22 protein-coding genes are annotated in these 25,848 nt (G+C 63.0%); 15 read left to right on the forward strand and 7 right to left on the reverse strand.

Features of this window, described 5'->3' with window-relative positions; genetic code table 11:
• Positions 1–11 precede the first annotated feature (11 nt).
• Positions 12–647: an outer membrane lipoprotein chaperone LolA gene (lolA, locus tag J5M58_RS12930; protein WP_112252829.1), complete on the reverse strand. Its 636-nt coding sequence runs from the start codon at positions 645–647 to the stop codon at positions 12–14.
• Between the two features lie 62 nt (positions 648–709).
• Positions 710–3,202 carry a DNA translocase FtsK gene (locus J5M58_RS12935; protein WP_181457358.1) on the reverse strand — a complete coding sequence of 831 codons (2,493 nt, stop codon included), beginning with the start codon at positions 3,200–3,202 and terminating at the stop codon, positions 710–712.
• A 446-nt stretch (positions 3,203–3,648) separates the two neighbouring features.
• Between J5M58_RS12935 and aat the strand changes: the two genes are divergently transcribed.
• The 3 genes from aat to infA all read left to right on the forward strand — a co-directional run bounded on the left by aat (position 3,649) and on the right by infA (position 5,414).
• On the forward strand, positions 3,649–4,329 hold the full coding sequence (gene aat / locus J5M58_RS12940) for a leucyl/phenylalanyl-tRNA--protein transferase (RefSeq protein ID WP_207878315.1): 681 nt from the start codon (positions 3,649–3,651) through the stop codon (positions 4,327–4,329).
• A gap of 56 nt (positions 4,330–4,385) precedes the next feature.
• Positions 4,386–5,093: an arginyltransferase gene (locus J5M58_RS12945; protein WP_013973288.1), complete on the forward strand. Its 708-nt coding sequence runs from the start codon at positions 4,386–4,388 to the stop codon at positions 5,091–5,093.
• Positions 5,094–5,195: 102 nt separating this feature from the next.
• A complete protein-coding gene (gene infA, locus J5M58_RS12950) occupies positions 5,196–5,414 on the forward strand; it encodes a translation initiation factor IF-1 (RefSeq protein ID WP_002553999.1) in 219 nt (72 codons plus the stop codon).
• 182 nt (positions 5,415–5,596) lie between these two features.
• On the opposite strand, the gene clpA is transcribed toward infA, so the two are convergent.
• The gene (gene clpA / locus J5M58_RS12955) at positions 5,597–7,867 is read right to left on the reverse strand and encodes an ATP-dependent Clp protease ATP-binding subunit ClpA (protein WP_112252832.1); all 2,271 of its coding nucleotides are present in this window, start codon (positions 7,865–7,867) and stop codon (positions 5,597–5,599) included.
• Positions 7,868–7,897: 30 nt separating this feature from the next.
• A complete protein-coding gene (gene clpS, locus J5M58_RS12960) occupies positions 7,898–8,260 on the reverse strand; it encodes an ATP-dependent Clp protease adapter ClpS (RefSeq protein ID WP_013973290.1) in 363 nt (120 codons plus the stop codon).
• A 230-nt stretch (positions 8,261–8,490) separates the two neighbouring features.
• On the opposite strand from clpS, the gene cspD reads away from it, so the two are divergent.
• Positions 8,491–8,745: a cold shock domain-containing protein CspD gene (cspD, locus tag J5M58_RS12965; protein ID WP_112252833.1), complete on the forward strand. Its 255-nt coding sequence runs from the start codon at positions 8,491–8,493 to the stop codon at positions 8,743–8,745.
• Between the two features lie 71 nt (positions 8,746–8,816).
• On the opposite strand, the gene icd is transcribed toward cspD, so the two are convergent.
• Positions 8,817–10,073: an NADP-dependent isocitrate dehydrogenase gene (gene icd / locus J5M58_RS12970; RefSeq protein WP_015270970.1), complete on the reverse strand. Its 1,257-nt coding sequence runs from the start codon at positions 10,071–10,073 to the stop codon at positions 8,817–8,819.
• 427 nt (positions 10,074–10,500) lie between these two features.
• On the opposite strand from icd, the gene J5M58_RS12975 reads away from it, so the two are divergent.
• The 11 genes from J5M58_RS12975 to J5M58_RS13025 all read left to right on the forward strand — a co-directional run bounded on the left by J5M58_RS12975 (position 10,501) and on the right by J5M58_RS13025 (position 24,162).
• Positions 10,501–12,726 (forward strand): NADP-dependent isocitrate dehydrogenase, encoded by a 2,226-nt coding sequence (locus J5M58_RS12975; RefSeq protein WP_112252834.1) that lies wholly within the window; start codon positions 10,501–10,503, stop codon positions 12,724–12,726.
• 190 nt (positions 12,727–12,916) lie between these two features.
• Positions 12,917–13,357 carry an NUDIX hydrolase gene (locus J5M58_RS12980; protein WP_025339778.1) on the forward strand — a complete coding sequence of 147 codons (441 nt, stop codon included), beginning with the start codon at positions 12,917–12,919 and terminating at the stop codon, positions 13,355–13,357.
• 59 nt (positions 13,358–13,416) lie between these two features.
• Positions 13,417–14,541 (forward strand): tRNA 2-thiouridine(34) synthase MnmA, encoded by a 1,125-nt coding sequence (gene mnmA / locus J5M58_RS12985; RefSeq protein WP_025339779.1) that lies wholly within the window; start codon positions 13,417–13,419, stop codon positions 14,539–14,541.
• Complete coding sequence (gene hflD / locus J5M58_RS12990; protein WP_015270973.1) at positions 14,538–15,164, forward strand: high frequency lysogenization protein HflD; 627 nt, start codon at positions 14,538–14,540, stop codon at positions 15,162–15,164. Before mnmA ends, hflD begins: the two co-directional genes overlap by 4 nt.
• A gap of 187 nt (positions 15,165–15,351) precedes the next feature.
• Entirely contained in the window at positions 15,352–16,722 is a 1,371-nt protein-coding gene (gene purB / locus J5M58_RS12995) for an adenylosuccinate lyase (protein ID WP_112252835.1), read from the forward strand.
• Between the two features lie 81 nt (positions 16,723–16,803).
• Positions 16,804–17,970 carry a cupin domain-containing protein gene (locus tag J5M58_RS13000; RefSeq protein ID WP_112252836.1) on the forward strand — a complete coding sequence of 389 codons (1,167 nt, stop codon included), beginning with the start codon at positions 16,804–16,806 and terminating at the stop codon, positions 17,968–17,970.
• A complete protein-coding gene (locus J5M58_RS13005) occupies positions 17,963–18,391 on the forward strand; it encodes a GNAT family N-acetyltransferase (RefSeq protein WP_112252837.1) in 429 nt (142 codons plus the stop codon). Before J5M58_RS13000 ends, J5M58_RS13005 begins: the two co-directional genes overlap by 8 nt.
• A gap of 204 nt (positions 18,392–18,595) precedes the next feature.
• Positions 18,596–20,551, forward strand: a complete 1,956-nt coding sequence (locus J5M58_RS13010) for a DNA topoisomerase III (RefSeq protein ID WP_207878330.1) — start codon at positions 18,596–18,598, stop codon at positions 20,549–20,551.
• 237 nt (positions 20,552–20,788) lie between these two features.
• Entirely contained in the window at positions 20,789–22,078 is a 1,290-nt protein-coding gene (locus J5M58_RS13015) for an FAD-binding oxidoreductase (RefSeq protein ID WP_112252839.1), read from the forward strand.
• A gap of 272 nt (positions 22,079–22,350) precedes the next feature.
• Positions 22,351–23,181, forward strand: a complete 831-nt coding sequence (locus J5M58_RS13020; RefSeq protein ID WP_207878317.1) for an alpha/beta fold hydrolase — start codon at positions 22,351–22,353, stop codon at positions 23,179–23,181.
• A gap of 201 nt (positions 23,182–23,382) precedes the next feature.
• Positions 23,383–24,162 (forward strand): TSUP family transporter, encoded by a 780-nt coding sequence (locus J5M58_RS13025; protein WP_112252842.1) that lies wholly within the window; start codon positions 23,383–23,385, stop codon positions 24,160–24,162.
• Here the strand turns inward: J5M58_RS13025 and nudC are convergent.
• Complete coding sequence (gene nudC / locus J5M58_RS13030; protein WP_112252843.1) at positions 24,130–24,960, reverse strand: NAD(+) diphosphatase; 831 nt, start codon at positions 24,958–24,960, stop codon at positions 24,130–24,132. The two genes, J5M58_RS13025 and nudC, sit on opposite strands and share 33 nt — an antisense overlap.
• A gap of 36 nt (positions 24,961–24,996) precedes the next feature.
• The gene (locus J5M58_RS13035; RefSeq protein WP_207878319.1) at positions 24,997–25,809 is read right to left on the reverse strand and encodes a crotonase/enoyl-CoA hydratase family protein; all 813 of its coding nucleotides are present in this window, start codon (positions 25,807–25,809) and stop codon (positions 24,997–24,999) included.
• Between the last annotated feature and the right edge of the window lie 39 nt (positions 25,810–25,848).

Consider the following 25,848-nt stretch of genomic DNA (forward strand, 5'->3'; position numbering starts at 1 on the left):
GCGAGCTCTGGTTACTCCTTGATGACGTCCGCGCCTTTGGGGATGTCGAACTTGAACTTGCTGTCCGGCACCGCCTGGTTGGCTTTCACGCCATTGAACAGGATGTTGGTGCGCTGGCCGACGCTGTCGATCAGCTGCATGTCGTTGATCAGGCCCTTGCGGAACGACACGCGCAGCGAGTCGAACAAGGTGTCCTTGGTCTTCGGCTTGAGGGTGAAGTCCATCACTTCGCCCTGCTCCTTCGAGCTGATGTCGAAGCTCTGGCTGATCTTCGACACGTCACCGGACAGCAACAGCGCCGGGGTCTGGTTCAGGCGCTGGTCGAGCTTCTTGATGGTGGCCTGCTCCAGGTCCGGGTCCCACAGGGTGACGTTCTTGCCGTCGGATACCACCACCTGCTCCTGCGGCGCATCGGTGTGCCAGTAGAACAGGCCTGGGCGCTTGACGGTCATCTTGCCGGATGTTTCCTGCAAGCTGGTGCCGCCGGCGTCCAGGGTCAGCTGGGAAAAGTTGGCCTCGATGGTCTGCGACTTTTCCAGCAATTGGGTCAGTCGTTGTACGTCTTGCTCACCGGCCTGAGCCGATAGGGTGGCCGACACAGAAGCCGCGGCCAGGGCAGAAACCAACAGCATGCGAATCGCGCGCATGGGAGTCCTCATCGAGCATTGAAAAGGCCGGGCGCCACCGTTGGCGCCCGGCAGGGTGTTCGTCAGTCGCGCGGGCCGCCCGGGGCAATCACTTCCCGCGAGCCGTTGCTGTTCATGGGGGTGACCACGCCGGCCATTTCCATGGCTTCGATCATGCGGGCGGCGCGGTTGTAGCCGATCTTCAGTTTGCGCTGCACGGCCGAGATGGACGCACGGCGGCTTTCCAGCACGAACTGCACGGCCTCATCATACAGGGCGTCGCTTTCCGAATCTTCGCCATCGCCACCACCGCCGCCGCCTTCGAAGCCGCTGCCGGCCTCCTCGACGCCGTTGAGGATGTCGTCGTTGTAGTCCGGGGCGCCGCGCAGCTTCCACGCTTCCACCACGCGGTGCACCTCGTCGTCGGAGACGAACGCGCCGTGCACACGAATCGGCAGGCTGGTGCCCGGCGGCATGTACAGCATGTCACCGTGGCCCAGCAACTGCTCGGCACCACCCTGGTCGATGATGGTCCGCGAGTCGATCTTGCTCGACACCTGGAACGCCATGCGGGTCGGGATGTTGGCCTTGATCAGGCCGGTAATCACATCCACCGACGGGCGCTGGGTAGCGAGGATCAGGTGGATACCGGCCGCCCGTGCCTTCTGGGCGATACGGGCGATCAGCTCTTCGACCTTCTTGCCGACGATCATCATCATGTCGGCAAATTCGTCGACCACCACCACGATGGTCGGCAGGGTTTTCAGCGCAGGCGGCTCGTCGTCCATGCTCTCGCGGCGATACAGCGGGTCATGGATGATTTCGCCGGCTTCCTGGGCGTCCTTGACCTTGCGATTGAAGCCGGCCAGGTTACGCACGCCCATGGCCGCCATCAGCTTGTAGCGCCGCTCCATCTCGGCCACGCTCCAGCGCAGGGCGTTGGCAGCGTCCTTCATGTCGGTAACCACCGGGCACAGCAGGTGCGGGATGCCTTCGTAGATCGACAGCTCGAGCATTTTCGGGTCGATCATGATCAGCCGCGCGTCTTCAGGGCTGGACTTGAACAGGATCGACAGGATCATCGCGTTCACGCCCACCGACTTACCGGAACCGGTGGTACCGGCCACCAGCAGGTGCGGCATCTTGGCCAGGTCGGTGATCACCGGCTTGCCGCCGATGTCATGGCCCAGGGCCAGGGTGACCGGCGATTTCTGTTCGTCGTACTGCGGTGTGGCCAGCACTTCGGAGAACCGCACCATCTGCCGGTTTTCGTTGGGGATCTCGATACCCACGGTGGTCTTGCCGGGGATGACTTCGACCACACGTACACTGGTCACCGCCAGCGAACGCGCCAGGTCCTTGGCCAGGTTGGCGATGCGGCTGACCTTCACGCCGGCGGCTGGCTGGATTTCGTAACGGGTAATCACCGGGCCTGGATGGATCGAGTCCACCGTCACTTCCACGCCGAACTCCTTGAGCTTGATTTCCAGCAGCTGGCCAACACCGGCCAGGGATTCGGGCGAGTACTCGATCTTCTTCTGTTCGGCCGGATCGAGGATGGAGATCGATGGCAAGGTGCCTTCCACCGCGCTGTCGACGAACAGCGGCGCCTGTTTCTCCTTCATCACCCGCTTGCTCGGCTCCGGCGCCCTGGCGGGTGTCGGCGGCACGATCATCGGGGCCGCGCCAGGTTGCTCGCGGGAGATAATCGGCTCACGTGCTGCCAGCGACTCGCGCGGCACCACAGGCTCGCGTGACAGGGTCGGCTCACGCGGCTCGACCGGCTGGGCAGGTGCCTCTTCACGTTTGAAGATACGCTCGCGCAGCGCCGGCTTGGCCGGCTCGCGCTTGTCGGCAGCCGTCGGTGCGGCCTTGACCACCACCGGCTCGTCCTCGCGCAGTTGCGCCTCCAGGCGCTTGCGCTCGTTGCGTGCTTCCCACCAGCGGTTGGCAGCGCCCTGCACCAGTTCGAACAGGTCGAGGGTGATCTTGCCGGTCAGGTCCATCACCTTGAACCACGACAGGTCGGTGAACACGGTCAGGCCGAACAGGAACAGGGCAATGAACATCAGCGTGCTGCCCTGCACGTTCAGCAGGTTGCGCGCCAGGTCGCCGAGGCTCTCGCCCAGTGCACCACCGGCGGAGAACGGCATGCTCGCAGCCGGGTGGAAATGGATATGCGCCAGCGCCGCACCCGACAGCACCAGGAACACCAGGCCGATCAGCCGCCAGGAGAACAGCCAGCCGCTCCAGTCCCAGGGCTGGTGCCGTTCGCGGAAGATCTGCCAGGTCTTTATCGCCAGCAGCAGCGGGAAGATGTAGGCAAAATACCCCAGCACCATGAACAGGATGTCGGCGAAGTAGGCGCCGGCACGCCCGGCGGCGTTCTGCACCTGGTCGACGTTGCTGGTGTGGCTGAAGCCCGGGTCCGACGTATCGTAGGTCAGCAGCGCCATCCACAGGTACAGGCACAGGGCGCCGACAGCGATCAACGCACCTTCCTTGAGGCGATAATGCAGCTGCTGCCGCCACAGGGGGACAGGCAAGGGAGCTGGAGTTGCGGTGGATTTCTTCAAAACGCGTCTATTCCTGCGCGTGCTGCGCGTCCAATAGTGATCGGCCGACGGTGCGGCCAATGAACCACTACTTTTAACATTACTGCCCGCCCACTGCCATGACGGCACGCCGTAAGGAGCTTGAGTGGGGGCGACTTTCGTATACCTGCAATTTGAGCACGCATTGTCTTCTGTGACAAAGGCTTATGCTGTGTTTTTGCACAGGTGTGACAGCAAATGTAGCGGATGGTGCCTGCGGTTTCATGAATGTGTAGGAAATTGCCTATTTTGATCGCCTGTGCTGGCCTCTTCGCGGGTGAACCCGCTCCCGCAAGTAGCCCACTCAGCCTTCAGCACCTGTGCAATACCTGTGGGAGCGGGTTCACCCGCGAAGAAGCCAAAGAGATTGACCCTGCTTTTCACCCGCGCCATGCTGACCTCTCCCCTCCCCCACCGCACACTAGACCATGCTCACCTGGCTGACCCGCGACTCGCTCACCTTCCCACCCCTGGAAAAGGCCCTGCACGAACCCAACGGCCTGCTCGCCGCCGGCGGCGACCTGAGCCCCGAGCGCCTGGTGCAGGCCTATCGCCATGGCTGCTTCCCGTGGTACCAGGATGGCCAGCCGATCCTCTGGTGGTCACCCGACCCGCGCACGGTGCTGCTTCCGGACCAGCTGCACGTGTCGCGCTCGCTGGCCAAGCTGATGCGCCAGGGCCGCTACCAGGTCAGCTTCGACACCGACTTCCCGGCGGTAATCGCCGCCTGCGCCGCGCCACGCGACTACGCCGACGGCACCTGGATCACCGACACCATGCGCGCCGCCTATTGCGAACTGCACCGACGCGGCATCGCCCATTCAGTGGAAGTGCGCCAGGACGGCGAACTGGTTGGTGGCCTTTATGGCCTGGCCATAGGCCAGCTGTTCTTCGGCGAATCGATGTTCAGCCGCGCCGACAACGCCTCCAAGGTCGGCTTCGTGACCCTGGTCAACCACCTGCGCGAGGCCGGGTTCGTCCTCATCGACTGCCAGATGCCGACCAACCACCTGCACAGCCTGGGTGCCCACGCCATCAGCCGCGCCGAGTTCGCCGGCTACCTGGCACGCCACCTCGACCAGCCCAACAGCGCCACATGGCTTCCCTAGGCGAGTTCCCATAGCTGGCTTACACTTAAAGCAAAGTCTCACCGAGGGGGTTGATCATGACAGAGTTGGCGCGGTTGAAGTTCTATGCCACTCAGCCCCACTCCTGCAGCTACCTGCCCGACGAACAGGCCACCACGCTGTTCCTCGACCCCAGCCAGCCGATGGACGTGCACGTGTACGCCGACTTGTCGGAAATGGGCTTCCGCCGCAGTGGCGACCACCTGTACCGCCCGCATTGCCAGAACTGCAATGCCTGCGTCCCGGCACGCATCCCGGCGGCGCGCTTCATACCCAACCGCCAGCAACGGCGCATCCTCAAGCGCAACGCCGACCTGACCGTGACCGCGGCACGCCCGGCATTCAAGGAAGAGTACTTCGAGCTGTACCGGCGCTATATCGAAACGCGCCACGCCGACGGTGACATGTACCCGCCCAGCCGCGACCAGTTTTCCACGTTTCTGGTACGCGACCTGCCGTTCTGCTGGTTCTACGAGTTCCGCCTGGAAGGCCGCCTGATGGCGGTAGCGGTGTGCGACCTGCTGCCCAACGGCCTGTCGGCCGTGTATACCTTCTACGAGCCGGACGAAGAACGCCGCAGCCTGGGCCGCTTCGCCATCCTCTGGCAGATCACCGAAGCCCTGCGCCAGGACCTGGAGGCGGTTTACCTGGGTTACTGGATCAAGAACTGCAAGAAAATGAACTACAAGACGCAATACCGGCCTATCGAACTGTTGATAAATCAGCGCTGGGTCACCCTCAACTGAAAGGCATTGGCTTGACACACAATTTTCGGGCATAATCCACGCCACTTTTTTGCCCGGTGCGGTTATGCGTCGGGCCAACACTGGATCCGAGGGCTCTACTGCATGTCGAAAGAAGACAGCTTCGAAATGGAAGGTACTGTCGTCGACACCCTGCCCAACACCATGTTCCGCGTGGAGTTGGAAAACGGGCACGTCGTAACCGCGCACATCTCCGGAAAGATGCGCAAGAACTACATCCGTATTCTCACTGGCGACAAGGTCCGCGTCGAACTGACGCCATACGACCTGAGCAAGGGCCGCATCACCTACCGTGCGCGCTAAGCTCATGCCATGAAAAAGCCCGGCCATGTGCCGGGCTTTTTTGTGCCTTCAGGATTGTAGGGGGCTGCTTTGCAGCCCTGTGGGAGCGGGTTTACCCGCGAAAACCCAACGCGGTGGATGGCACCGGCTGCGCCGGTGTTCGCGGCTAAAGCCGCTCCCACAGGTACAGCCCTACCCCTCCGTCACGCAACCTCAGCCGTGGTCTCGAAGTCGAACACCAGTTCGCCATCGCGCAGGTCGACGTGCACCACGCCACCATGCTCGGCCAGTTCGCCAAACAGGATCTCCTCGGCCAGCGGCCGCTTGATCTTGTCCTGGATCAGCCGCGCCATCGGCCGCGCACCCATCTGCACGTCGTAGCCCGAAGCCGCCAGCCAGCCGCGCGCATCATCGCTGACTTCCAGCAGCACACGCTTGTCTTCCAGCTGCGCCTGCAGTTCGATAAGGAACTTGTCGACGATGCTCTTGATCGTCTCGTGGCTCAGGCGGCCGAACTGGATGATGGTGTCCAGACGGTTGCGGAACTCCGGCGTGAAGCTCTTGCGGATGACTTCCATGGCATCGGACGCATGATCCTGATGGGTGAAGCCGATCGAGGCCCGCGCGGCGGTTTCTGCGCCAGCGTTGGTGGTCATGATCAGGATCACGTTGCGGAAGTCGGCCTTGCGCCCGTTGTTGTCGGTCAGGGTGCCGTGGTCCATCACCTGCAGCAGCAGGTTGAAGACTTCCGGGTGGGCCTTCTCGATTTCGTCGAGCAGCAATACGCAGTGCGGTTGCTTGGTGATCGCCTCGGTCAGCAAGCCACCCTGGTCGAAGCCAACATAGCCAGGAGGCGCACCGATCAGGCGAGACACGGTGTGGCGCTCCATGTACTCGGACATGTCGAAGCGCACCAATTCAACGCCCAGCGCCTTGGCCAGCTGCCGCGCCGCTTCGGTCTTGCCGACGCCAGTCGGGCCGGCGAACAGGAACGAACCGACGGGCTTGTCCGGCGACTTGAGGCCGGCGCGGGACAGCTTGATGGCGGTGGCCAGCGAATCGATCGCCTGGTCCTGACCAAATACGGTCAGCTTCAGGTCACGCTCGAGGTTGCGCAGCAGCTCCTTGTCGGAACTGGTGACATGCTTCGGCGGAATCCGCGCGATCTTGGCGACGATGTCTTCGACCTGCGGTACGTCAATGCGCTTGACGCGGTTGGCCTCCGGCTGTAGCCGCTGGTAGGCCCCGGCTTCGTCGATCACGTCAATGGCCTTGTCCGGCATGTGCCGGTCATTGATGTAGCGCGAGGCCAGTTCAGCTGCGGCGCGCAAGGCTTCGTCGCTGTACTCGATGTTGTGGTGGCTTTCGAAGCGCCCTTTCAGGCCACGCAGGATGCCCACGGTGTCTTCGACCGATGGCTCGCTGACATCGACCTTCTGGAAGCGCCGCGCCAGGGCACGGTCCTTCTCGAAGATGCCGCGAAACTCCTGGAAAGTAGTCGAACCGATGCAACGGATCTCACCGGACGACAGCAGTGGCTTGAGCAGGTTGGACGCATCCATCACCCCGCCAGACGCCGCACCGGCACCAATGATGGTGTGGATTTCGTCGATGAACAGGATCGCCTGCGGGCGCTTGCGCAGCTCGCCGAGCAACGCCTTGAAGCGCTTCTCGAAATCGCCACGGTATTTGGTACCAGCCAGCAGTGCGCCGAGGTCGAGGGAATACACCACGCTCTGCGCCAGCAGATCGGGCACCTGGCCATCGACGATGCGCTTGGCCAGGCCTTCGGCAATGGCGGTCTTGCCCACGCCTGCCTCACCCACCAGCAGCGGGTTGTTCTTGCGCCGGCGGGCAAGGATTTGCGCCACGCGCTCCACTTCCTGCTCGCGACCTACCAGCGGGTCGATACGGCCGGCACGGGCCAGTTCGTTCAGGTTGCTGGCATAGGCATCCAGCGGGTTGCTCGAAGAGGCGGTCTCGCCGCCCTCTTCGTCCTGCATTTCCTGGTCGCTTTCGGAATGCGAACCATGGCCCGGCACCTTGGAGATGCCATGGGCGATATAGTTGACCACATCGATGCGCGCCACGCTCTGCTGCTTGAGCAGGAACACGGCCTGGCTTTCCTGTTCGCTGAAGATCGCCACCAGCACGTTGGCGCCAGTGACTTCACGCTTGCCGGAGCTTTGCACGTGGAACACGGCACGCTGCAGTACACGCTGGAAGCCCAGGGTCGGCTGGGTTTCGCGATCTTCGTCGTTGACCGGGATCAGGGGTGTGGTGGAATCGATGAACTCTTGCAGGTCGTGCTTGAGTTTGTCCAGATTGGCGCCACAGGCGCGCAGAACGGTCGCGGCAGCCTCATTGTCAAGGAGTGCCAGCAGCAGATGTTCGACGGTCATGAACTCATGACGCTTCGAACGGGCCTCCTTGAAGGCAAGATTGAGGGTGACTTCGAGCTCGCGGTTTAACATAGCTTCACCTCATACCCAAGTGGTCGGCGATTAACCGTCCTTCTCGATTTCACAGAGTAGCGGATGCTGGCTTTCCCTGGCGTATTGGTTGACCTGCATAGCCTTTGTTTCGGCGATGTCACGGGTAAACAATCCGCACACTGCCCGCCCTTCGGTATGGACGGTCAGCATGATCTTGGTCGCCAGCTCGCGGTTCAGATTGAAGAACGTCTCGAGCACTTCGACGACGAAATCCATCGGCGTGTAGTCATCGTTGAACAAAACCACCTTGTACATCGGTGGCGCCTGCAGGATCGGCTTGGCTTCCTGAACTGCAAGACCTGAGCCGTCGTCCTCATTCGATTGCGGGCGATCCTGATTGAATGTTAGTCGAATCTCACTAGGTGCATGCATGGAAAGAATTTCATCATGAGCGTCAGGTTAAGGTTGTGGGTTGACTGCGAAGGGCACGGCCAGGGCAGGCGCCGGGCGACCTTGACTATCGGCAAAACGGTGTTACAACCAATAAGAACCCACCGTGGTCGATAAAGATCCGCGCAGTCAACCAGATTTTTCGCAAGGTTCGTATGCGGATGAAGTGGATGATACTCCAGTGATGGAGTCCTTTGCAGAGGGACATAGGGATGGCAAGCGGTAAAGTCAAGTGGTTCAACAATGCCAAGGGCTACGGATTCATCAATGAAGAGGGCAAGGACGAAGACTTGTTCGCTCATTATTCAGCCATCCAGATGGACGGTTACAAGACGCTCAAGGCCGGCCAGGCTGTGAGCTTCGAGATCATCCAGGGCCCCAAAGGCCTGCATGCGGTGAATATCAGCAGCGCGAGCGCTGCCACTGCCGTAAGCCCACAGAAGACCAGCAGCACTGCCGACGCCTGATCGGCCGCGTCGCCTGCCGGCAAACGAAAAACCGGCCGCTTCCTTGACAGAAGCGGCCGGTTTTCATTGCCTTACATGTGCTTGATCATTTCATCGCCAAAGCCTGAACTGCTCACCAGCGTGGCGCCGTCCATCAGGCGCTCGAAGTCGTAGGTCACGGTCTTGGCGGCAATCGCGCCGTTGGTGCCCTTGATGATCAGGTCGGCCGCCTCGGTCCAGCCCATGTGGCGCAGCATCATCTCTGCCGACAGGATCACCGAGCCCGGGTTGACCTTGTCCTGCCCTGCATACTTGGGCGCGGTGCCGTGGGTGGCCTCGAACATGGCCACGGTGTCGGACAGGTTGGCACCCGGCGCGATGCCGATACCGCCCACCTCCGCTGCCAGGGCATCGGACAGGTAGTCACCGTTGAGGTTGAGGGTGGCGATCACATCGTACTCGGCCGGGCGCAGCAGGATCTGCTGCAGCATGGCATCAGCGATGGCGTCCTTGACGATGACCTCGCGCCCGCTTTTCGGGTTCTTGAACTTCATCCATGGCCCGCCGTCGAGCAGTTCGGCACCGAATTCGTCACGCGCCACCTCGTAGCCCCAGTCCTTGAAGGCGCCTTCGGTGAACTTCATGATGTTGCCCTTGTGCACCAGGGTCAGCGATTCGCGGTCGTTGTCCACCACATACTGCAGGGCCTTGCGCACCAGGCGCTTGGTGCCCTCGCGGGACACCGGCTTGACGCCAATGCCACAGTCCTGGTCGAAACGGATCTTGGTGACGCCCATTTCCTCCTTGAGGAACTTGATCACCTTGTTCGCCTCGGGCGAGCCGGCCTTCCACTCGATGCCGGCATAGATATCCTCGGAGTTCTCGCGGAAGATCACCATGTCTACATCGCCCGGTTTTTTCACCGGGCTCGGCACGCCCTGGAACCACAGCACCGGGCGCAGGCACACGTACAGGTCCAGCTGCTGGCGCAGGGCCACGTTGAGCGAACGGATGCCACCGCCCACCGGGGTGGTCAGCGGCCCCTTGATCGACACCACGTAATCCCGCACGGCATCCAGGGTTTCCTGGGGCAACCAGGTGTCCTGGTCGTAGACTTGCGTGGCCTTCTCGCCGGCGTACACCTCCATCCAGGCAATCTTGCGTTTGCCGCCGTAAGCTTTCTGCACGGCGGCGTCGACCACCTTGATCATTACCGGCGAGACATCGACGCCAATCCCGTCGCCCTCGATGTAGGGAATGATCGGGTTGTCAGGCACGTTGAGCGAATGGTCGGCATTGACGGTGATCTTGGCGCCGTCGGTCGGAACCTTGATTTTCTGGTATCCCATGCTTGCACTACTCCGCTTTCGGGTGTGATTGGTCATCGTTCGATCCAATGAGACTAAACCACATCTGCCGAGGTGCAAGGCATGCGACAACCGACCACATTGCGGGTACGTCTTTGGTCTTATAAATGGGCCGATATCACTTGGCCTTGCTGATTAGCCCGAATGGTTTGGTATACTCCGCCGCGACCGAAGGGTCATCGGGGCGATCCCTAGGAAAAATGCGGACCGCCCTTGGCCATGAATGGACACATAGCCTGGCCATAAAGCCTGGGTTGTTACCGCAGCTCAGCACTTGACGCTCGACTGATGCATCCACCATCACCGCTCGCAGCCTCTCGACTTTCCGCTCATGGCGTTGCCAGGGCGATGCGCCTACCCTGCGCACCACGAGACTCGAGCACGCTCAGCACACAGAGAGTTAACCCGCATGCCCACCCGTTCCAAGATCATCTATACCTTCACCGACGAAGCCCCCGCCCTTGCCACTTACTCGCTGCTGCCGATCATCGAAGCCTTCACCGCTTCGGCTGACATCGCCGTCGAAACCCGCGACATCTCCCTGGCTGGCCGTATCCTCGCCGCCTTCCCGGAGCAACTGGGCGCAGAGAAGCAAGTAGGCGATCACCTGGCGGAGCTGGGCCAGCTGGCTACCACCCCGGAAGCCAACATCATCAAGCTGCCGAACATCAGCGCCTCGGTACCGCAGCTGAAAGCCGCGATCAAGGAACTGCAGGGCAAGGGCTTCAACATCCCTGACTACGCCGACGAGCCGGCCACTGCGGAAGAAAAAGAATCCCGCGCCCGCTACGACCGCATCAAGGGTTCCGCCGTGAACCCGGTGCTGCGCGAAGGCAACTCCGACCGCCGCGCGCCGCTGTCGGTCAAGAACTACGCCCGCAAGCACCCGCACAAGATGGGCGCCTGGGCTGCCGATTCCAAGTCGCACGTTGCCCACATGACCCAGGGCGACTTCTACGGCAGCGAGAAAGCCGCACTGATCGAAGCTGACGACAGCCTGCGCATCGAGCTGGTCGGCAAAGACGGCAACACCACCGTACTGAAAGAAAAGACTGCGGTAAAAGCTGCCGAAATCATCGACTGCGCCACCATGAGCCGCAAGGCCCTGAAAGCCTTCATCGCCGAGCAGATCGCCGATGCCAAGGCCTCCGGCGTACTGCTGTCGGTACACCTGAAAGCCACCATGATGAAGGTTTCCGACCCGATCATGTTCGGCGTCATCGTCGAAGAGTTCTATAACGACGTGCTGGCCAAGCATGCCTCCGCCCTGGCTGAAGTTGGCTTCAACGCCAACAACGGCATCGGCGACCTGTACGCCCGCATCAAGGACCTGCCAGCCGAGAAGCAGGCCGAGATCGAAGCCGACATCCAGGCCCTGTACGCCCAGCGTCCGGCCCTGGCCATGGTCAACTCCGACAAAGGCATCACCAACCTGCACGTGCCGAGCGACGTCATCGTCGACGCCTCGATGCCAGCCATGATCCGTGACTCGGGCAAGATGTGGAACGCCGCTGGCGAACTGCAGGATGCCAAGGCGATCATCCCGGACCGCTGCTACGCCGGCATCTACCAGGCCACCATCGAAGACTGCAAGGCCAACGGCGCCTTCGACCCGACCACCATGGGCAGCGTACCGAACGTCGGCCTGATGGCACAAAAGGCCGAAGAATACGGCTCCCACGACAAGACCTTCCAGATCAAGGCAGACGGTGTCGTGCGCGTGGTCGACAGCAAAGGCAAGGTCGTTCTCGAGCAGAACGTCGAAGCCGGTGACATCTTCCGCATGTGCCAGGTCAAGGACGCGCCGATCCAGGACTGGGTCAAGCTGGCCGTCAACCGTGCCCGCCTGAGCGACACTCCTGCAGTGTTCTGGCTGGACCCGGCCCGCGCCCACGACGGCGTGATGATCGAGAAGGTGCAGAAATACCTGAAGGATCACGATACCACCGGCCTGGACATCCGCATCCTGGCACCGGTAGACGCCATCAAGTTCTCCCTGGCCCGCATCCGCGAAGGCAAGGACACCATCTCGGTGACCGGCAACGTGCTGCGTGACTACCTGACCGACCTGTTCCCGATCATGGAACTGGGCACCAGCGCCAAGATGCTGTCGATCGTGCCGCTGATGAACGGCGGTGGCCTGTTCGAAACCGGCGCCGGCGGTTCGGCACCGAAGCACGTACAGCAACTGGTGGAAGAGAACTTCCTGCGTTGGGACTCGCTGGGTGAATTCCTGGCCCTGGCCGCTTCCCTGGAGCACCTGGGCAACACCTACGACAACCCGCGCGCCAAAGTCCTGGCCAACACCCTGGACCAGGCCACCGGCAAGTTCCTCGACACCAACAAGTCGCCTTCGCGCAAAGTCGGTGGTATCGACAACCGCGGCAGCCACTTCTACCTGACCCTGTACTGGGCCCAGGCCCTGGCTGCGCAGAACGACGACGCTGCCCTGCAGGCACGCTTCGCGCCACTGGCCAAGACCCTGACCGAGAACGAGGAGACCATCGTCGCCGAGCTCAACGCCGTCCAGGGCAAGCCGGCCGACATCGGTGGCTACTATGCCCCGGATGCCGAGCTGACCGCCAAGGTGATGCGCCCAAGCCAGACCCTGAACAGCGCCATTGCTGCCCTGTAAGGTTCGCTTGAAGTAACAGCACAAACCCCGGCCACGCACCGGGGTTTGTGCTTTCTGGATAAACGATTTCTGGCCGCAGCGCGGACCCTGTGGGAGCGGGTTTACCCGCGAATGCGATGGCGAATCCACTGACGCATTCGCGGGTAAACCCGCTCCCACCAGGGCTGTGCAGGCCTCTAAGGAGCTGTTCATGACCTGGCAACCCCACATCACCGTCGCCACCATCGTCGAACACGAAGGCAAGTTCCTCTTCGTCGAAGAATTCAAGGCCAACCAGCACGTCTTCAACCAGCCCGCCGGCCACCTCGAACCCAACGAGACCCTGCCCCAGGCCGCCCTGCGCGAAACCCTCGAGGAAACCGCCTGGGAGGTCGAGCTCACCGGCGTGGTCGGCATCTACCTGTACACCGCCCCAAGCAACGGCGTGACCTACCAGCGCATCTGCTTCGCCGCCCGCCCCGTGCGCCATCACGCCGACCTGGCACTGGACAGCGACATCGTCCGCGCCGTGTGGCTGACCCGCGACGAACTGCTGGCCGACCCCGCCCGCTGGCGCAGCGAACTGGTGCCACGCTGCCTCGACGACTACCTCAAAGGCCCCTTGCACAGTCTCGACCTGCTGCGCGACTGACGCGCCGCCGCAGGTTTGATAGAATCGGCGTTTTTCCCCCTTGATACACACCGGTAACCATGACCAGCCCAGCACTCAAAGACCCCGCCAAGACCCGCGTCATCGTCGGCATGTCCGGCGGCGTGGACTCTTCCGTCTCCGCCCTTCTGCTCATGGAGCAGGGCTACCAGGTGGAAGGGCTGTTCATGAAGAACTGGGAAGAGGACGACGGCACCGAATACTGCACCGCCCGTGAAGACCTGGCCGACGCCCAGGCCGTGTGCGACCGCATCGGCATCAAGCTGCACACCGCCAACTTCGCCGCCGAATACTGGGACAACGTATTCGAGCACTTCCTCGAGGAGTACAAGGCCGGCCGCACGCCCAACCCGGACATCCTCTGCAACCGTGAAATCAAGTTCAAGGCGTTCCTCGACTACGCCCTGTCGCTGGGTGCCGACCTGATCGCCACCGGCCACTACGTGCGCCGCCGCGACACCGGCGAACTCACCGAACTGCTCAAGGGCCTGGACCCGAACAAGGACCAGAGCTACTTCCTGCACGCCGTCGGCGGCAAGGAAATCGCCCGCACCCTGTTCCCGGTCGGCGAACTGGAAAAGCCCGAGGTACGCGCCATTGCCGAAAAGCACGGCCTGGCCACCGCCAAGAAAAAAGACTCCACCGGCATCTGCTTCATCGGCGAGCGCCGCTTCAGCGACTTCCTCAAGCAGTACCTGCCGGCCCAGCCGGGCAACATCGAAACCACCGACGGTGAAGTGATCGGCCGCCACCACGGCCTGATGTACCACACTATCGGCCAGCGCCAGGGCCTGGGCATTGGCGGCCTGAAGGACGCCGGCGACGAGCCGTGGTACGTGCTGCACAAGGATCTGACCCGCAACGTTTTGGTGGTCGGCCAGGGCAATGAACACCCATGGTTGTTCTCCCGCGCCCTGCTCGCTTCGGAAATTTTCTGGGTCAACCCGGTCGACCTCAGCAGCCCGCGCCAGCTCACCGCCAAGGTGCGTTACCGCCAGAGCGACCAGCAGTGCACCCTGGAACTGACCGAAAGCGGTTACCGCGCGGTGTTCGACGAACCGCAGCGCGCCGTTACCCCAGGCCAGTCGGTGGTGTTCTACGACGGCGAAGTGTGCCTGGGCGGCGGCGTTATCGAAGCTGCCGAGCCGTGGAGCCCGCGCGCATGAGCAACCTGCAGGAGCAGCTGATTGCGTTGGGCGGTGTGTTCCAGGCCGCAGTACTGGTCGACCGCATCGCCCGCACCGGCCAGGCCAGCGAGGCCAACATCGGCTGCATGCTGGGCAGCCTGCTGGTCCGCGACCCCAAGGACACCCTGGAGGTGTTCGGCGGTGACGACCTGAATTTGCGTGACGGCTACCGCGCGCTGGTCGGCGCGCTGGAGCGCGACCCCAGCAGCCTGCAGCGCGAGCCGTTGCGCTACGCCCTGTCGATGCTGGGCCTTGAGCGCCAGCTGAACAAACGCGGCGACCTGCTCGACACCATTGGCAACCGCCTGCCGCAAATCCAGTCCCAGGCCGAGCATTTCGGCCTGGTTCATGAAAACGTCATCGCTTCCAGCGGAGCCTTGTACCAGGACACCCTGAGCACCTTGCGTCAGCGCATCCAGGTGCATGGCGACATGCGCTTCCTGCAGCAGGCGAGCAACGCCTCGAAGATCCGCGCCCTGCTGCTGGCCGGCATCCGCGCCGCACGCCTGTGGCGCCAGCTGGGCGGGCATCGCTGGCAGCTGGTGTTCAGCCGCCGCAAGCTGCTGAACGAACTGTACGACATGATGCGTTCGCCTTCCTGACCCTGTGGGAACGGGTTCACCCGCGAATGCAATGTTGGCTCTACCACTGCATTCGCGGGTAAACCCGCTCCCACAGAAGCCATGACGTGCGTTTTAAGGCCCGACCTTTGGTCAGCCACCCGACTCGGGCGCAATTTTCATGTATGATATGCGCCCTTCCAAAAGCCTGACTGTCCGAGAACACCCCATGCAGCTTTCTTCGCTCACTGCGGTTTCCCCTGTAGACGGCCGTTATGCCGGCAAAACCCAGGCCTTGCGCCCCATTTTCAGCGAATTCGGCCTGATCCGTTTCCGCGCCCTGGTCGAAGTGCGCTGGCTGCAGCGTCTGGCCGCCCACCCGCAGATCGGCGAAGTGCCGGCGTTCTCCGCCGAAGCCAACGCCCTGCTGGACAGCCTGGCCACCGACTTCAAGCTCGAGCACGCCGAACGCGTCAAGGAAATCGAGCGCACCACCAACCACGACGTCAAGGCGATCGAATACCTCCTCAAGGAGCAGGCCGCCAAGCTGCCTGAGCTGGCCAAGGTCAGCGAGTTCATTCACTTCGCCTGCACCAGCGAGGACATCAACAACCTGTCCCACGCCCTGATGCTGCGCGCCGGCCGTGACGAAGTACTGCTGCCGCTGATGCGCCAGATCGCCGACGCCATCCGCGCCCTGGCCCATGCCCACGCCGACGTGCCGATGCTGTCGCGCACCCACGGCCAGCCGGCTTCGCCGACCACCCTGGGCAAGGAACTGGCCAACGTCGTGTACCGCCTGGAGCGCCAGATCGCCCAGGTTGCCGCCGTGCCGCTGCTGGGCAAGATCAACGGCGCCGTGGGCAACTACAACGCCCACCTGTCGGCCTACTCGCAGATCGACTGGGAGCAGAACGCCCGCGCCTTCATCGAAGACGAACTGGGCCTGCAGTTCAACCCGTACACCACCCAGATCGAGCCGCACGACTATATCGCCGAGCTGTTCGACGCCATCGCCCGCTTCAACACCATCCTGATCGACTTCGATCGCGATGTGTGGGGCTACATCTCGCTGGGCTACTTCAAGCAGAAGACCGTTGCCGGCGAAATCGGCTCGTCGACCATGCCGCACAAGGTCAACCCGATCGACTTCGAAAACTCCGAAGGCAACCTGGGTATCGCCAACGCGCTGTTCCAGCACCTGGCCAGCAAGCTGCCGATCTCGCGCTGGCAGCGTGACCTGACCGACTCCACCGTGCTGCGCAACCTGGGCGTGGGCTTTGCCCACAGTGTCATTGCCTACGAAGCCAGCCTGAAAGGCATCGGCAAGCTGGAAGTCAACGAAGCCCGCATCGCCGCCGACCTGGACGCCTGCTGGGAAGTGCTGGCCGAGCCGATCCAGACCGTGATGCGCCGCTTCAACATCGAAAACCCCTACGAGAAGCTCAAAGAGCTGACCCGTGGCAAGGGCATCACCCCGCAAGCGCTGCTGACCTTCATCGACGGCCTGGACATGCCAGCCGAAGCCAAGGCCGAGCTCAAGCAGCTGACCCCTGCTACCTACATCGGCAACGCGGCAGCACAGGCCAAACGCATCTAAGCTGACCGTCGCGTTCAACGCCCGGCCTGGCCGGGCGTTTTTATTCCCGAACGAAAATTACATTTTTTCAATAGGTTGAACATGAATCCTGATACTCCACTGCAGCTGCTTGGCGGCATCTCGGCCCGCGAATTCATGCGCGACTACTGGCAGAAGAAGCCGCTGCTGGTGCGCCAGGCATTCCCCGATTTCATCAGCCCGATCGACCCCGACGAGCTGGCCGGCCTGGCCCTGGAAGAGGAAGTAGAGTCGCGTATCGTGCTGGAACACGGCGCGCACCCATGGGAACTGCGCCGCGGCCCGTTCACCGAAGATACCTTCGCCGAACTGCCGGAAAAGGACTGGACCCTGCTGGTGCAGGCCGTGGATCAGTTCGTCCCGGAGGTAGCCGAACTGCTGGAAAACTTCCGCTTCCTGCCCAGCTGGCGCATCGATGACGTGATGATCAGCTTCGCCGCCCCTGGTGGCAGCGTCGGCCCGCACTTCGACAACTACGACGTGTTCCTGCTGCAGGGCCACGGCCAGCGCAACTGGAAAATCGGCCAGATGTGCAGCAGCGACAGCTCGCTGCTGGAGCACGCCGACCTGCGCATCCTCGCCGACTTCGAGCAGAGCGATGAGTGGACCCTGGAGCCGGGCGACATGCTCTACCTGCCACCACGCCTGGCCCACTACGGCGTGGCCGTGGACGACTGCCTGACCTACTCGGTAGGCTTCCGCGCGCCAAGCGCCGCCGAAGTGCTGACCCACTTCACCGATTTCCTCGGCCAGTTCCTGCCCGACGAAGAACGCTACAGCGACGCCGATGCCCAGCCGGTCAGCGACCCGCACCAGATCCAGCACGACGCCCTCGACCGCCTGAAGGCGCTGCTCGACAAGCACATGGGCGACAAGGACCTGCTGCTGACCTGGTTCGGCCAGTTCATGACCGAGCCGCGCTACCCCGAGCAGATCGTCGGTGAAGAGCTGTCCGAGGAAGAGCTGGTCGATGCCCTGGAACAGGGCGCCATCCTGATCCGCAACCCGAGCGCGCGCCTGGCCTGGTCCGAATTCGAAGAAGACCTGCTGCTGTTCGCCAGCGGCCGCAGCTGCCCGCTGCCAGGCAAACTGCGCGAGCTACTGAAGCTGGTTTGCGCGGCCGACGCCCTGCACATCGACAACCTGGGCGAATGGCTGCAGGATGAAGATGGCCTTATGCTGGTTCAACAGCTGGTCAAGCAAGGAAGCCTGGGATTCGCCAATGAATAAGATTCGTGTGCGCCTCGCCGACTGGCACAAGGACAACGCCGATATCCGCCGCATCCGCGAAGCAGTGTTCATTGCCGAACAGCACGTTCCGCCGGAGCTGGAATGGGACTCGGATGACCCGACCGCCGTGCACTTCCTGGCCCTGGAAGGCGACTACCCGATCGGCACCGCGCGCCTGCTGCCTGACGGCACCATTGGCCGGGTCTCGGTGCTGAAGGACTGGCGCGGGCTGAAGGTGGGTGACGCGCTGATGAACGCAGTGATTGTCGAAGCACAGAACCGCGATCTGAAGCAGCAGATGCTCAGCGCCCAGGTGCACGCCACGCCGTTCTACGAGCGGCTGGGCTTTCGCGTAGTCAGCGAAGAGTTCCTCGAAGCCGGCATCCCGCACGTGGACATGGTGCGCGACTCGCGCGCCTGATCCATGATCTGCCCACAGGGGCCACCACAAATCCTGAATATTGTGGGGGGCCCTCTGTGGGAGCGGGTTCACCCGCGAAGAGGCCGGCACAGCCAAGACACCCCTCCTGACAAAAAACCTGTACATCCATCCAGATAAAACTTGCCTCCGCGCCCCCGCTTGCGCATCCTATCGCCCATCAACCCCGATGAAGCGTCCCCGGCCATGCGCCTGTTCCTCTGCGAAAAACCCTCCCAGGCAAAAGACATCGCCAAAGTGCTCGGCGCCACCCGCAAGGGCGATGGCTGCTGGCAAGGCACCGACGTCTGCGTGACCTGGTGCATCGGCCACCTGCTGGAAACCGCCCCGCCTGACAGCTACGACGAACGCTACAAGCGCTGGAACCTGGCCGACCTGCCGATCATCCCGGAAAAGTGGAAGATGCTGGTCAAACCCAAGACCGCCAGCCAGTTCAAGGCAGTCAAACGCCTGCTCGGCGAAGCGCGCGAACTGGTGATCGCCACCGACGCCGACCGCGAAGGCGAAATGATTGCCCGCGAACTGGTCGAGCATTGCCGCTACCGCGGCCCGGTGCAGCGCCTGTGGCTGTCGGCGCTGGACGACGCCTCCATTCGCAAGGCCTTGGAGCGACTGCTGCCGGGTCACGAAACCTTCAACCTGTACCACTCGGCGCTGGGCCGCTCGCGCGCCGACTGGCTGATCGGCATGAACATGAGCCGACTGTTCACCCTGCTGGGCCGCCAGTCGGGCTATCAGGGCGTGCTGCCGGTGGGCCGGGTGCAAACGCCGACTTTACGCCTGGTGGTCGACCGCGACCGCAGCATCGCCGACTTCGTGCCGGTACCGTTCTGGGCCATCGATGTGCAGCTGGAGCACGCAGGCCAAGGCTTCAATGCCCAATGGCGCGCACCCGAGGACGCCTGCGACGACCAAGGCCGCTGTCTGAATCAGGCCCTGGCACAACAGGCCGCCACGGACATCAACCAGGCCGGCACTGCCCGGGCCATCAAGGTGGCCACCGAGCGCGTACGAGAAGCCGCGCCCCTGCCCTTCGACCTGGGCACCCTGCAGGAACTGTGCTCGAAAAAGTTCGGCCTCGGCGCCCAGGAAACCCTCGACATTGCCCAGGCCCTGTACGAAACCCACAAGCTGATCACCTACCCGCGCAGCGACTGCGGCTACCTGCCGCAAAGCCAGCACGCCGAAGCGCCAGCCATCCTCGCCGCCCTGCAACGGGCCGATGCCAGCCTGGCGCCGCTGCAACCCTACCTGGAGCCGCAGCGCCGTTCACGGGCGTGGAACGACGCCAAGGTCAGCGCCCACCACGGCATCATCCCCACTGCCGCCGCCAGCGACCCGTCGCGCCTGCCCGCCAAGCACAAGGCGGTGTACACCCTGATCCGCGCCCGCTACCTGGCGCAGTTCCTGCCCAACCACGAGTACGACCGCACCCAGGCCGACTTCGACTGCGCCGGCCATGCCCTGCGTGCAGTAGGCAAGCAGATCGTCGAACCAGGCTGGCGCCGTGCGCTACCCGAGGCGCTGACCCCGACCAAGGGCCGCGAGGCAGCACCGGCCCAGGTACTGCCGGCGCTGCACGAAGGCCAGGACTGCACAGTGCAGGGCCTGCAACTGAAGGACCTGTGGACCCAGCCGCCCAAGCCATTTACCGAAGGCGACCTGATCAAGGCAATGAAGAACGTCGCCAAGCTGGTGGACGACCCGCGGTTGAAGCAGAAGCTCAAGGAAACCACCGGTATCGGCACCGAAGCCACCCGTGCCAGCATCATCCAGGGGTTGCTAGACCGCGGCTACCTGGTGAAGAACGGCAAGGCGCTGTCCGCCACCCCTGCGGCCTTCAGCCTGATCGACGCCGTGCCACGCGCCATTGCCGACCCTGGCACCACGGCTATCTGGGAACAGGCGCTGGACATGGTGCAGAGTGGCGAGATGACGCTGGAGGAGTTCGTCGCCCGGCAGTCGGCGTGGATGGGCAAGCTGGTCGAACGGTGCAGCGGCATGCGCATGACCATCAGCGGGCCGGCAGCCGGGGCAGCGCCGCCGTGGAAGAAGAAGCGTCGAGGAAATGGAAAGAATAAAGCGGCTGGAAGCAAGGCTGCCAGCAAGCCGCGGCAGCCTCGGAGAAAGGCGACAACCTGAAGTTTTTGCACTATCAGGTCCGGCCTCTTCGCGGGTAAACCCGCTCCCACAGGTACAGCGCCAACCTCGAGACCTGTTATGACCCTGTGGGAGCGGGTTTACCCGCGAAAGGGCCAGGACAGGTATCACAACAACAACCCCAGCTAAACCATCAACCCCGACCATGCATTGGCACCATGAAATTTACCTGCTAAATTTTCATGAAAATAAACACAATAAATTTCATGGAATCCCTGCATGTTCAAACAGTCCGCCCAGCACATCGCCAGCTACTATGCCCAGACCTACCCCGCCAGCATTCCCCTGCACCCTACCCTGCAAGGCAGCCACGACACCGAAGTCCTGATCATTGGCGCCGGCTTCAGCGGCCTGCACACCGCCTTGCGCCTGACCCAGGCCGGCAAGCGTGTAACGCTGCTGGAAGCCAGCCGCGTGGCCTGGGCCGCGTCCGGCCGCAACGGTGGCCAGGCACTGCTCGGCTGGTCGTGCGACATGCCGCCGCTGGAGAAGGCCTTGGGCGTCGAACGCACCCAACGCCTGTGGGCCAGCATGTGCTGGGCCGCCGATGAAATGCGCGAATTGCCCGAGCGCCATGGCTTCGACATCGACTACCGGCTGGGCAGCCTGTGGACCGCCGTGCTGCCGCGCCGGGTGAAGATGCTGGAAGAAGCCCTGCACGAGGCCGAACACAAATGGGGCTACGACGCCCTGCGCCTGATCGGCCGCGACGAGCTGCCGCAATGGATCGACAGCCCGCGCTACCAGGCTGCGCTATACGACGCCAAAGGCGCCCACCTCAACCCACTGAAGCTGGCCCAGGGCCTGGCCAGTACCATCGAAGCGGCTGGCGGGCGAATCTACGAACAAAGCCAGGTGCTCGACTATCAACAGACCGGCAGCGGCTACATCGCCCGCACCGCGCGTGGCGAAGTGCGCAGCGACGTGCTGGTACTGGCCTGCAACGCCTACATCGACCGCCTCGACCGCAGCCTGTCACGCCGCCTGCTGCCCGTCGGGTCCTACCAGGTGGCCACTGCGCCATTGGACGCCGACTTCGCCCGTTCGCTGCTGCCGCGCAACAGTTGCGTGATCGACAACCAGTTCGTGCCCGATTACTTCCGCCTTACCCCTGACCACCGCCTGCTGTTCGGTGGCGGCTGTACCTACCTGGGTGGCATCCCCAAGGATGTCGCCAGCGCCACCCGCCCGTACCTGGAGCGGGTGTTCCCGCAACTGGCCGGGGTAGCCATCGACTACGCCTGGGGCGGCCATATCGATTGCAGTATCCAGCGTACCCCGGATGTCGGCCGCGAGGGCCAGCGCTACTGGCTGCAGGGTTTCTCCGGCCATGGCGTGCTCCCTACACTGGCGGCGGCGCGTGCGGTCAGCGATGCCATTCTTGGCGACGACGACCTGCTGACGCTGTACCAAGGCATCGACAACGGCCGCTTCCCCGGCGGCGATCTGCTGGCGGCACCGCTGGAAGCCGCTGCCAAGTGCTGGTACCGAATGCGCGACCGCGTCTGAAGGGCAATTTGTATCACCTGTGCGGGCCTCTTCGCGGGTGAACCCGCTCCCACATGTCATGTACGGATATCAAGACCTGTGCAGTACCTGTGGGAGCGGGTTCACCCGCGAAGAGGCCCGCACAGGATCACCACAGGCTGCAAATACTGTGCAGTACCTGTGGCTGGCTTGCCGGCGATGAGGCCGGTACTGCAAATACAAATTCCAGTGCCGGGATAAATTCCTCCTATGCTCAATAGCTCCCTTCGCTCCCTGCACCCAGGAGACACGACATGAGCTATGTAACCACGAAGGACGGCGTACAGATCTTCTACAAGGACTGGGGCCCGCGTGACGCACCGGTCATCCACTTCCACCACGGCTGGCCGCTCAGCGCCGACGACTGGGATGCGCAGATGCTGTTCTTCCTCGCTCAGGGTTACCGCGTGGTCACCCATGATCGCCGTGGCCATGGCCGCTCCAGCCAGGTATGGGACGGCCACGACATGGACCACTACGCCGACGACGTGGCGGCGGTTGTCGCTCACCTGGGCATCCAGGGCGCCGTGCATGTCGGCCACTCGACCGGCGGTGGCGAAGTGGTGCGCTACATGGCCAGACACCCTGAAGACAAGGTGGCCAAGGCCGTGCTGATCGCCGCCGTACCGCCATTGATGGTGCAGACTCCCGGTAATCCTGGTGGGCTGCCCAAATCCGTCTTCGACGGCTTCCAGGCCCAGGTCGCCAGCAACCGTGCGCAGTTCTACCGGGATGTGCCGGCCGGGCCGTTCTACGGCTACAACCGCCCAGGTATCGAAGCCAGCGAAGGCATCATCGGCAACTGGTGGCGCCAGGGCATGATCGGCAGCGCCAAGGCCCATTACGATGGCATCGTGGCGTTTTCCCAGACCGACTTTACTGAAGACCTGAAGGGCATCCAGCAACCGGTACTGGTGATGCACGGCGATGATGACCAGATCGTGCCTTATGAAAACGCCGGGGTGCTGTCGGCTAAGCTGCTGCCCAATGGCTCGCTCAAGATCTACAAAGGCTACCCGCATGGCATGCCGACGACACATGCCGATGTGATCAATGCGGACTTGCTGGCGTTTATCCGTAGCTGATGTGATGGCCTGTACCAGCCTCTTCGCGGGTGGACCCGCTCCCACAAGGACCGCACAAGTCTTCAGATGTGCATATAACCTGTGGGAGCGGGTTCACCCGCGAAAGGGCCGGCACTGGCAACACACCTCCCCCAGGATTACCATGTCACCCTTCTAGTGCGGCCCTTTGCCGCCCCTTGCCTCCCTGCCTGCCAGAACCCCATGCCCTTCGAACTCACCGTAGAACCCCTCACCCTGCTGATCCTGGCCTTGGTCGCCTTCGTCGCCGGTTTCATCGATGCCATCGCCGGCGGTGGCGGCCTGCTAACCACCCCGGCGCTACTCACCGCCGGCATGCCGCCGCACCTGGTACTGGGCACCAACAAGCTCAGCTCTACCTTCGGCTCGGCCACCGCCGGTTTCACCTACTACAGGCGCAAGCTGTTCCACCCGGCGCAATGGCGCCCGGCATTGTTCGCCACCTTGGTCGGTGCTTTGCTCGGTGCAGTGATCGCCCACTACATGCCGGCCGAATGGCTGAACAAGATGTTGCCGGTGATCGTCTTCGCCTGTGGCGTCTACCTGCTGTTCGGCGGCACGCCCAAGGCGCCGCTGGATGCCGATGCACCGATCAGGAAAAAGTGGCAAGTGCCGCAAGGCTTCACCCTGGGCTTCTATGACGGCGTGGCCGGTCCGGGTACCGGGGCGTTCTGGACGGTGAGCACCCTGCTGCTCTACCCCATCGACCTGGTCCGGGCCAGCGGCGTGGCGCGCAGCATGAACTTCGTCAGCAACATCGCAGCGCTGACGGTGTTCATCATTTCCGGGCAGGTGGATTACATCGTCGGCCTGTGCATGGGCCTGTCGGTGATGGTCGGCGCATTCTTCGGCGCACGCACGGCGATCAGTGGCGGCAGCAAGTTCATCCGCCCGGTGTTCATCACCGTGGTGCTGGCATTGACCGTGCGCCTAGCGTGGCAGCACTGGCTCGGCCAAGCCTAGGCGACGCGCAACGTAGAGATCGATCAGGTACCGGGCAATCGACCGCCCGGCCGGCAGCGGCGGCAGGTCGTGGACGCTGAACCACTTGGCGTCCTCGATCTCGTCCGGCTGCATGACGATATCGCCGCCGGCATACTCGGCATGGAAGCCCAGCATCATCGAATGCGGAAACGGCCAGCACTGGCTGCCGATGTACTGGATGTTCTTCACCTCCACCGCCACCTCTTCACGCACTTCGCGCACCAGGCAGTCCTCGGCCGACTCGCCCGGTTCGGCGAAGCCTGCCAGGGTGCTGTACACCCCAGTGACGAAGCGAGGCGAACGCGCCAGCAGAACTTCGTCGCCTCGGGTCACCAGCACGATCATGCTCGGCGAAATGCGCGGGTAGCTGCGCAGGTCGCACGGCTGGCAGTACATCGCCCGCTCCCAGCGAATCTGCGTCATTGCCTGGCCGCAGCTGCCGCAGAAGCGATGCTCGCGGGCCCAGGTGCCAATCTGCGCGGCGTAGCCCAGCACTTTGTAGGTGTCGAAGTCACCCTCGAGCATGAACGCGCGCAGGCCGCGCCAGGCGCAGCCGGGCAGGTCGGTGGCGCTGCGCAGCTCCAGCAGGAACACCGGCTGGCCGTCGAAGTGGCCGATACCGTGCTCGCACAGCACGTCGAGGTCCTGGCGCTTGAGCCAGTCGCGAGGGAACAGCGCGCCGTTGTCGTCCACCAGGAACCCTTCCGGGCTGCGGGCCACGGCCAGCCCCCCGGTGATCTGCGGGTCGAGTACTGCGGTAGTCCAGCGTGCTGACATGTCGGGGGTTCCCTTACTGCGCGTCCCCCGGCCTGATCAGTCGGCGAACGTCGGTTTCTGTTTGCTCATGTGCGCCGCCACCGCCACGCGCAGGTCTTCGGACTGCAGCATCGCGGCGTTCCAGGTGGCGATGTATTCCAGGCCATCGTCGATGCGATGGTCACGCATGTAGCTGAGCATTTCCTTGGTGCCGGCCACGGCGATCGGCGATTTTGCGGCAATCTCGCCGGCAATGGCAAAGACCCCGTCCATCAGCGCGGCCTGATCATCATAGACCCGGTTGACCAGGCCGATGCGCAGCGCCTCTTCGGCCTCGACATTGCGCCCGGTGAAAGCCAGCTCACGCATCATGCCGTCACCGATGATACGAGGCAAACGTTGCAGTGTGCCGACATCGGCGGCCATGCCCATGTCGATTTCCTTGATCGAGAACTGTGCGTCGCTGCTGCAGTAGCGCATGTCGCAGGCCGAGATCAGGTCGATCGCGCCGCCAATGCAGTAACCCTGCACCGCGGCCAGTACCGGCTTGCGGCATTTGTCCACGGCATTGAACGACGCCTGCAGGCGCAGGATGGTGCTGCGCAGGAAGCGTGCATTACGGCCCACATCCTTGCCCATCTGCCCGGCCAGCGAAGCCAGCATCATCAAGTCGATACCAGCGGAAAAATGCTTGCCGGCACCGCTGATCACAACCGCCCGCACCGCGTCGGTGTCGTCGACCCACTGGAAGATGTCGACAATCTCCTCCCAGAAGGCCGCGTTCATCGCATTGACCTTTTCCGGGCGGTTGATCTGAACGTGGGCGATGCTGTCGGTCAGTTCGACCTTGAATGCGCTGTACTCGGTCACGGGCGGCACTCCTGCGGGTGAAGGGTTCATGGCACGGAT

Origin of the sequence: Pseudomonas sp. 32_A (assembly GCF_017490905.1) — a bacterium.
In the GTDB taxonomy this organism is placed as follows: domain Bacteria; phylum Pseudomonadota; class Gammaproteobacteria; order Pseudomonadales; family Pseudomonadaceae; genus Aquipseudomonas; species Aquipseudomonas inefficax.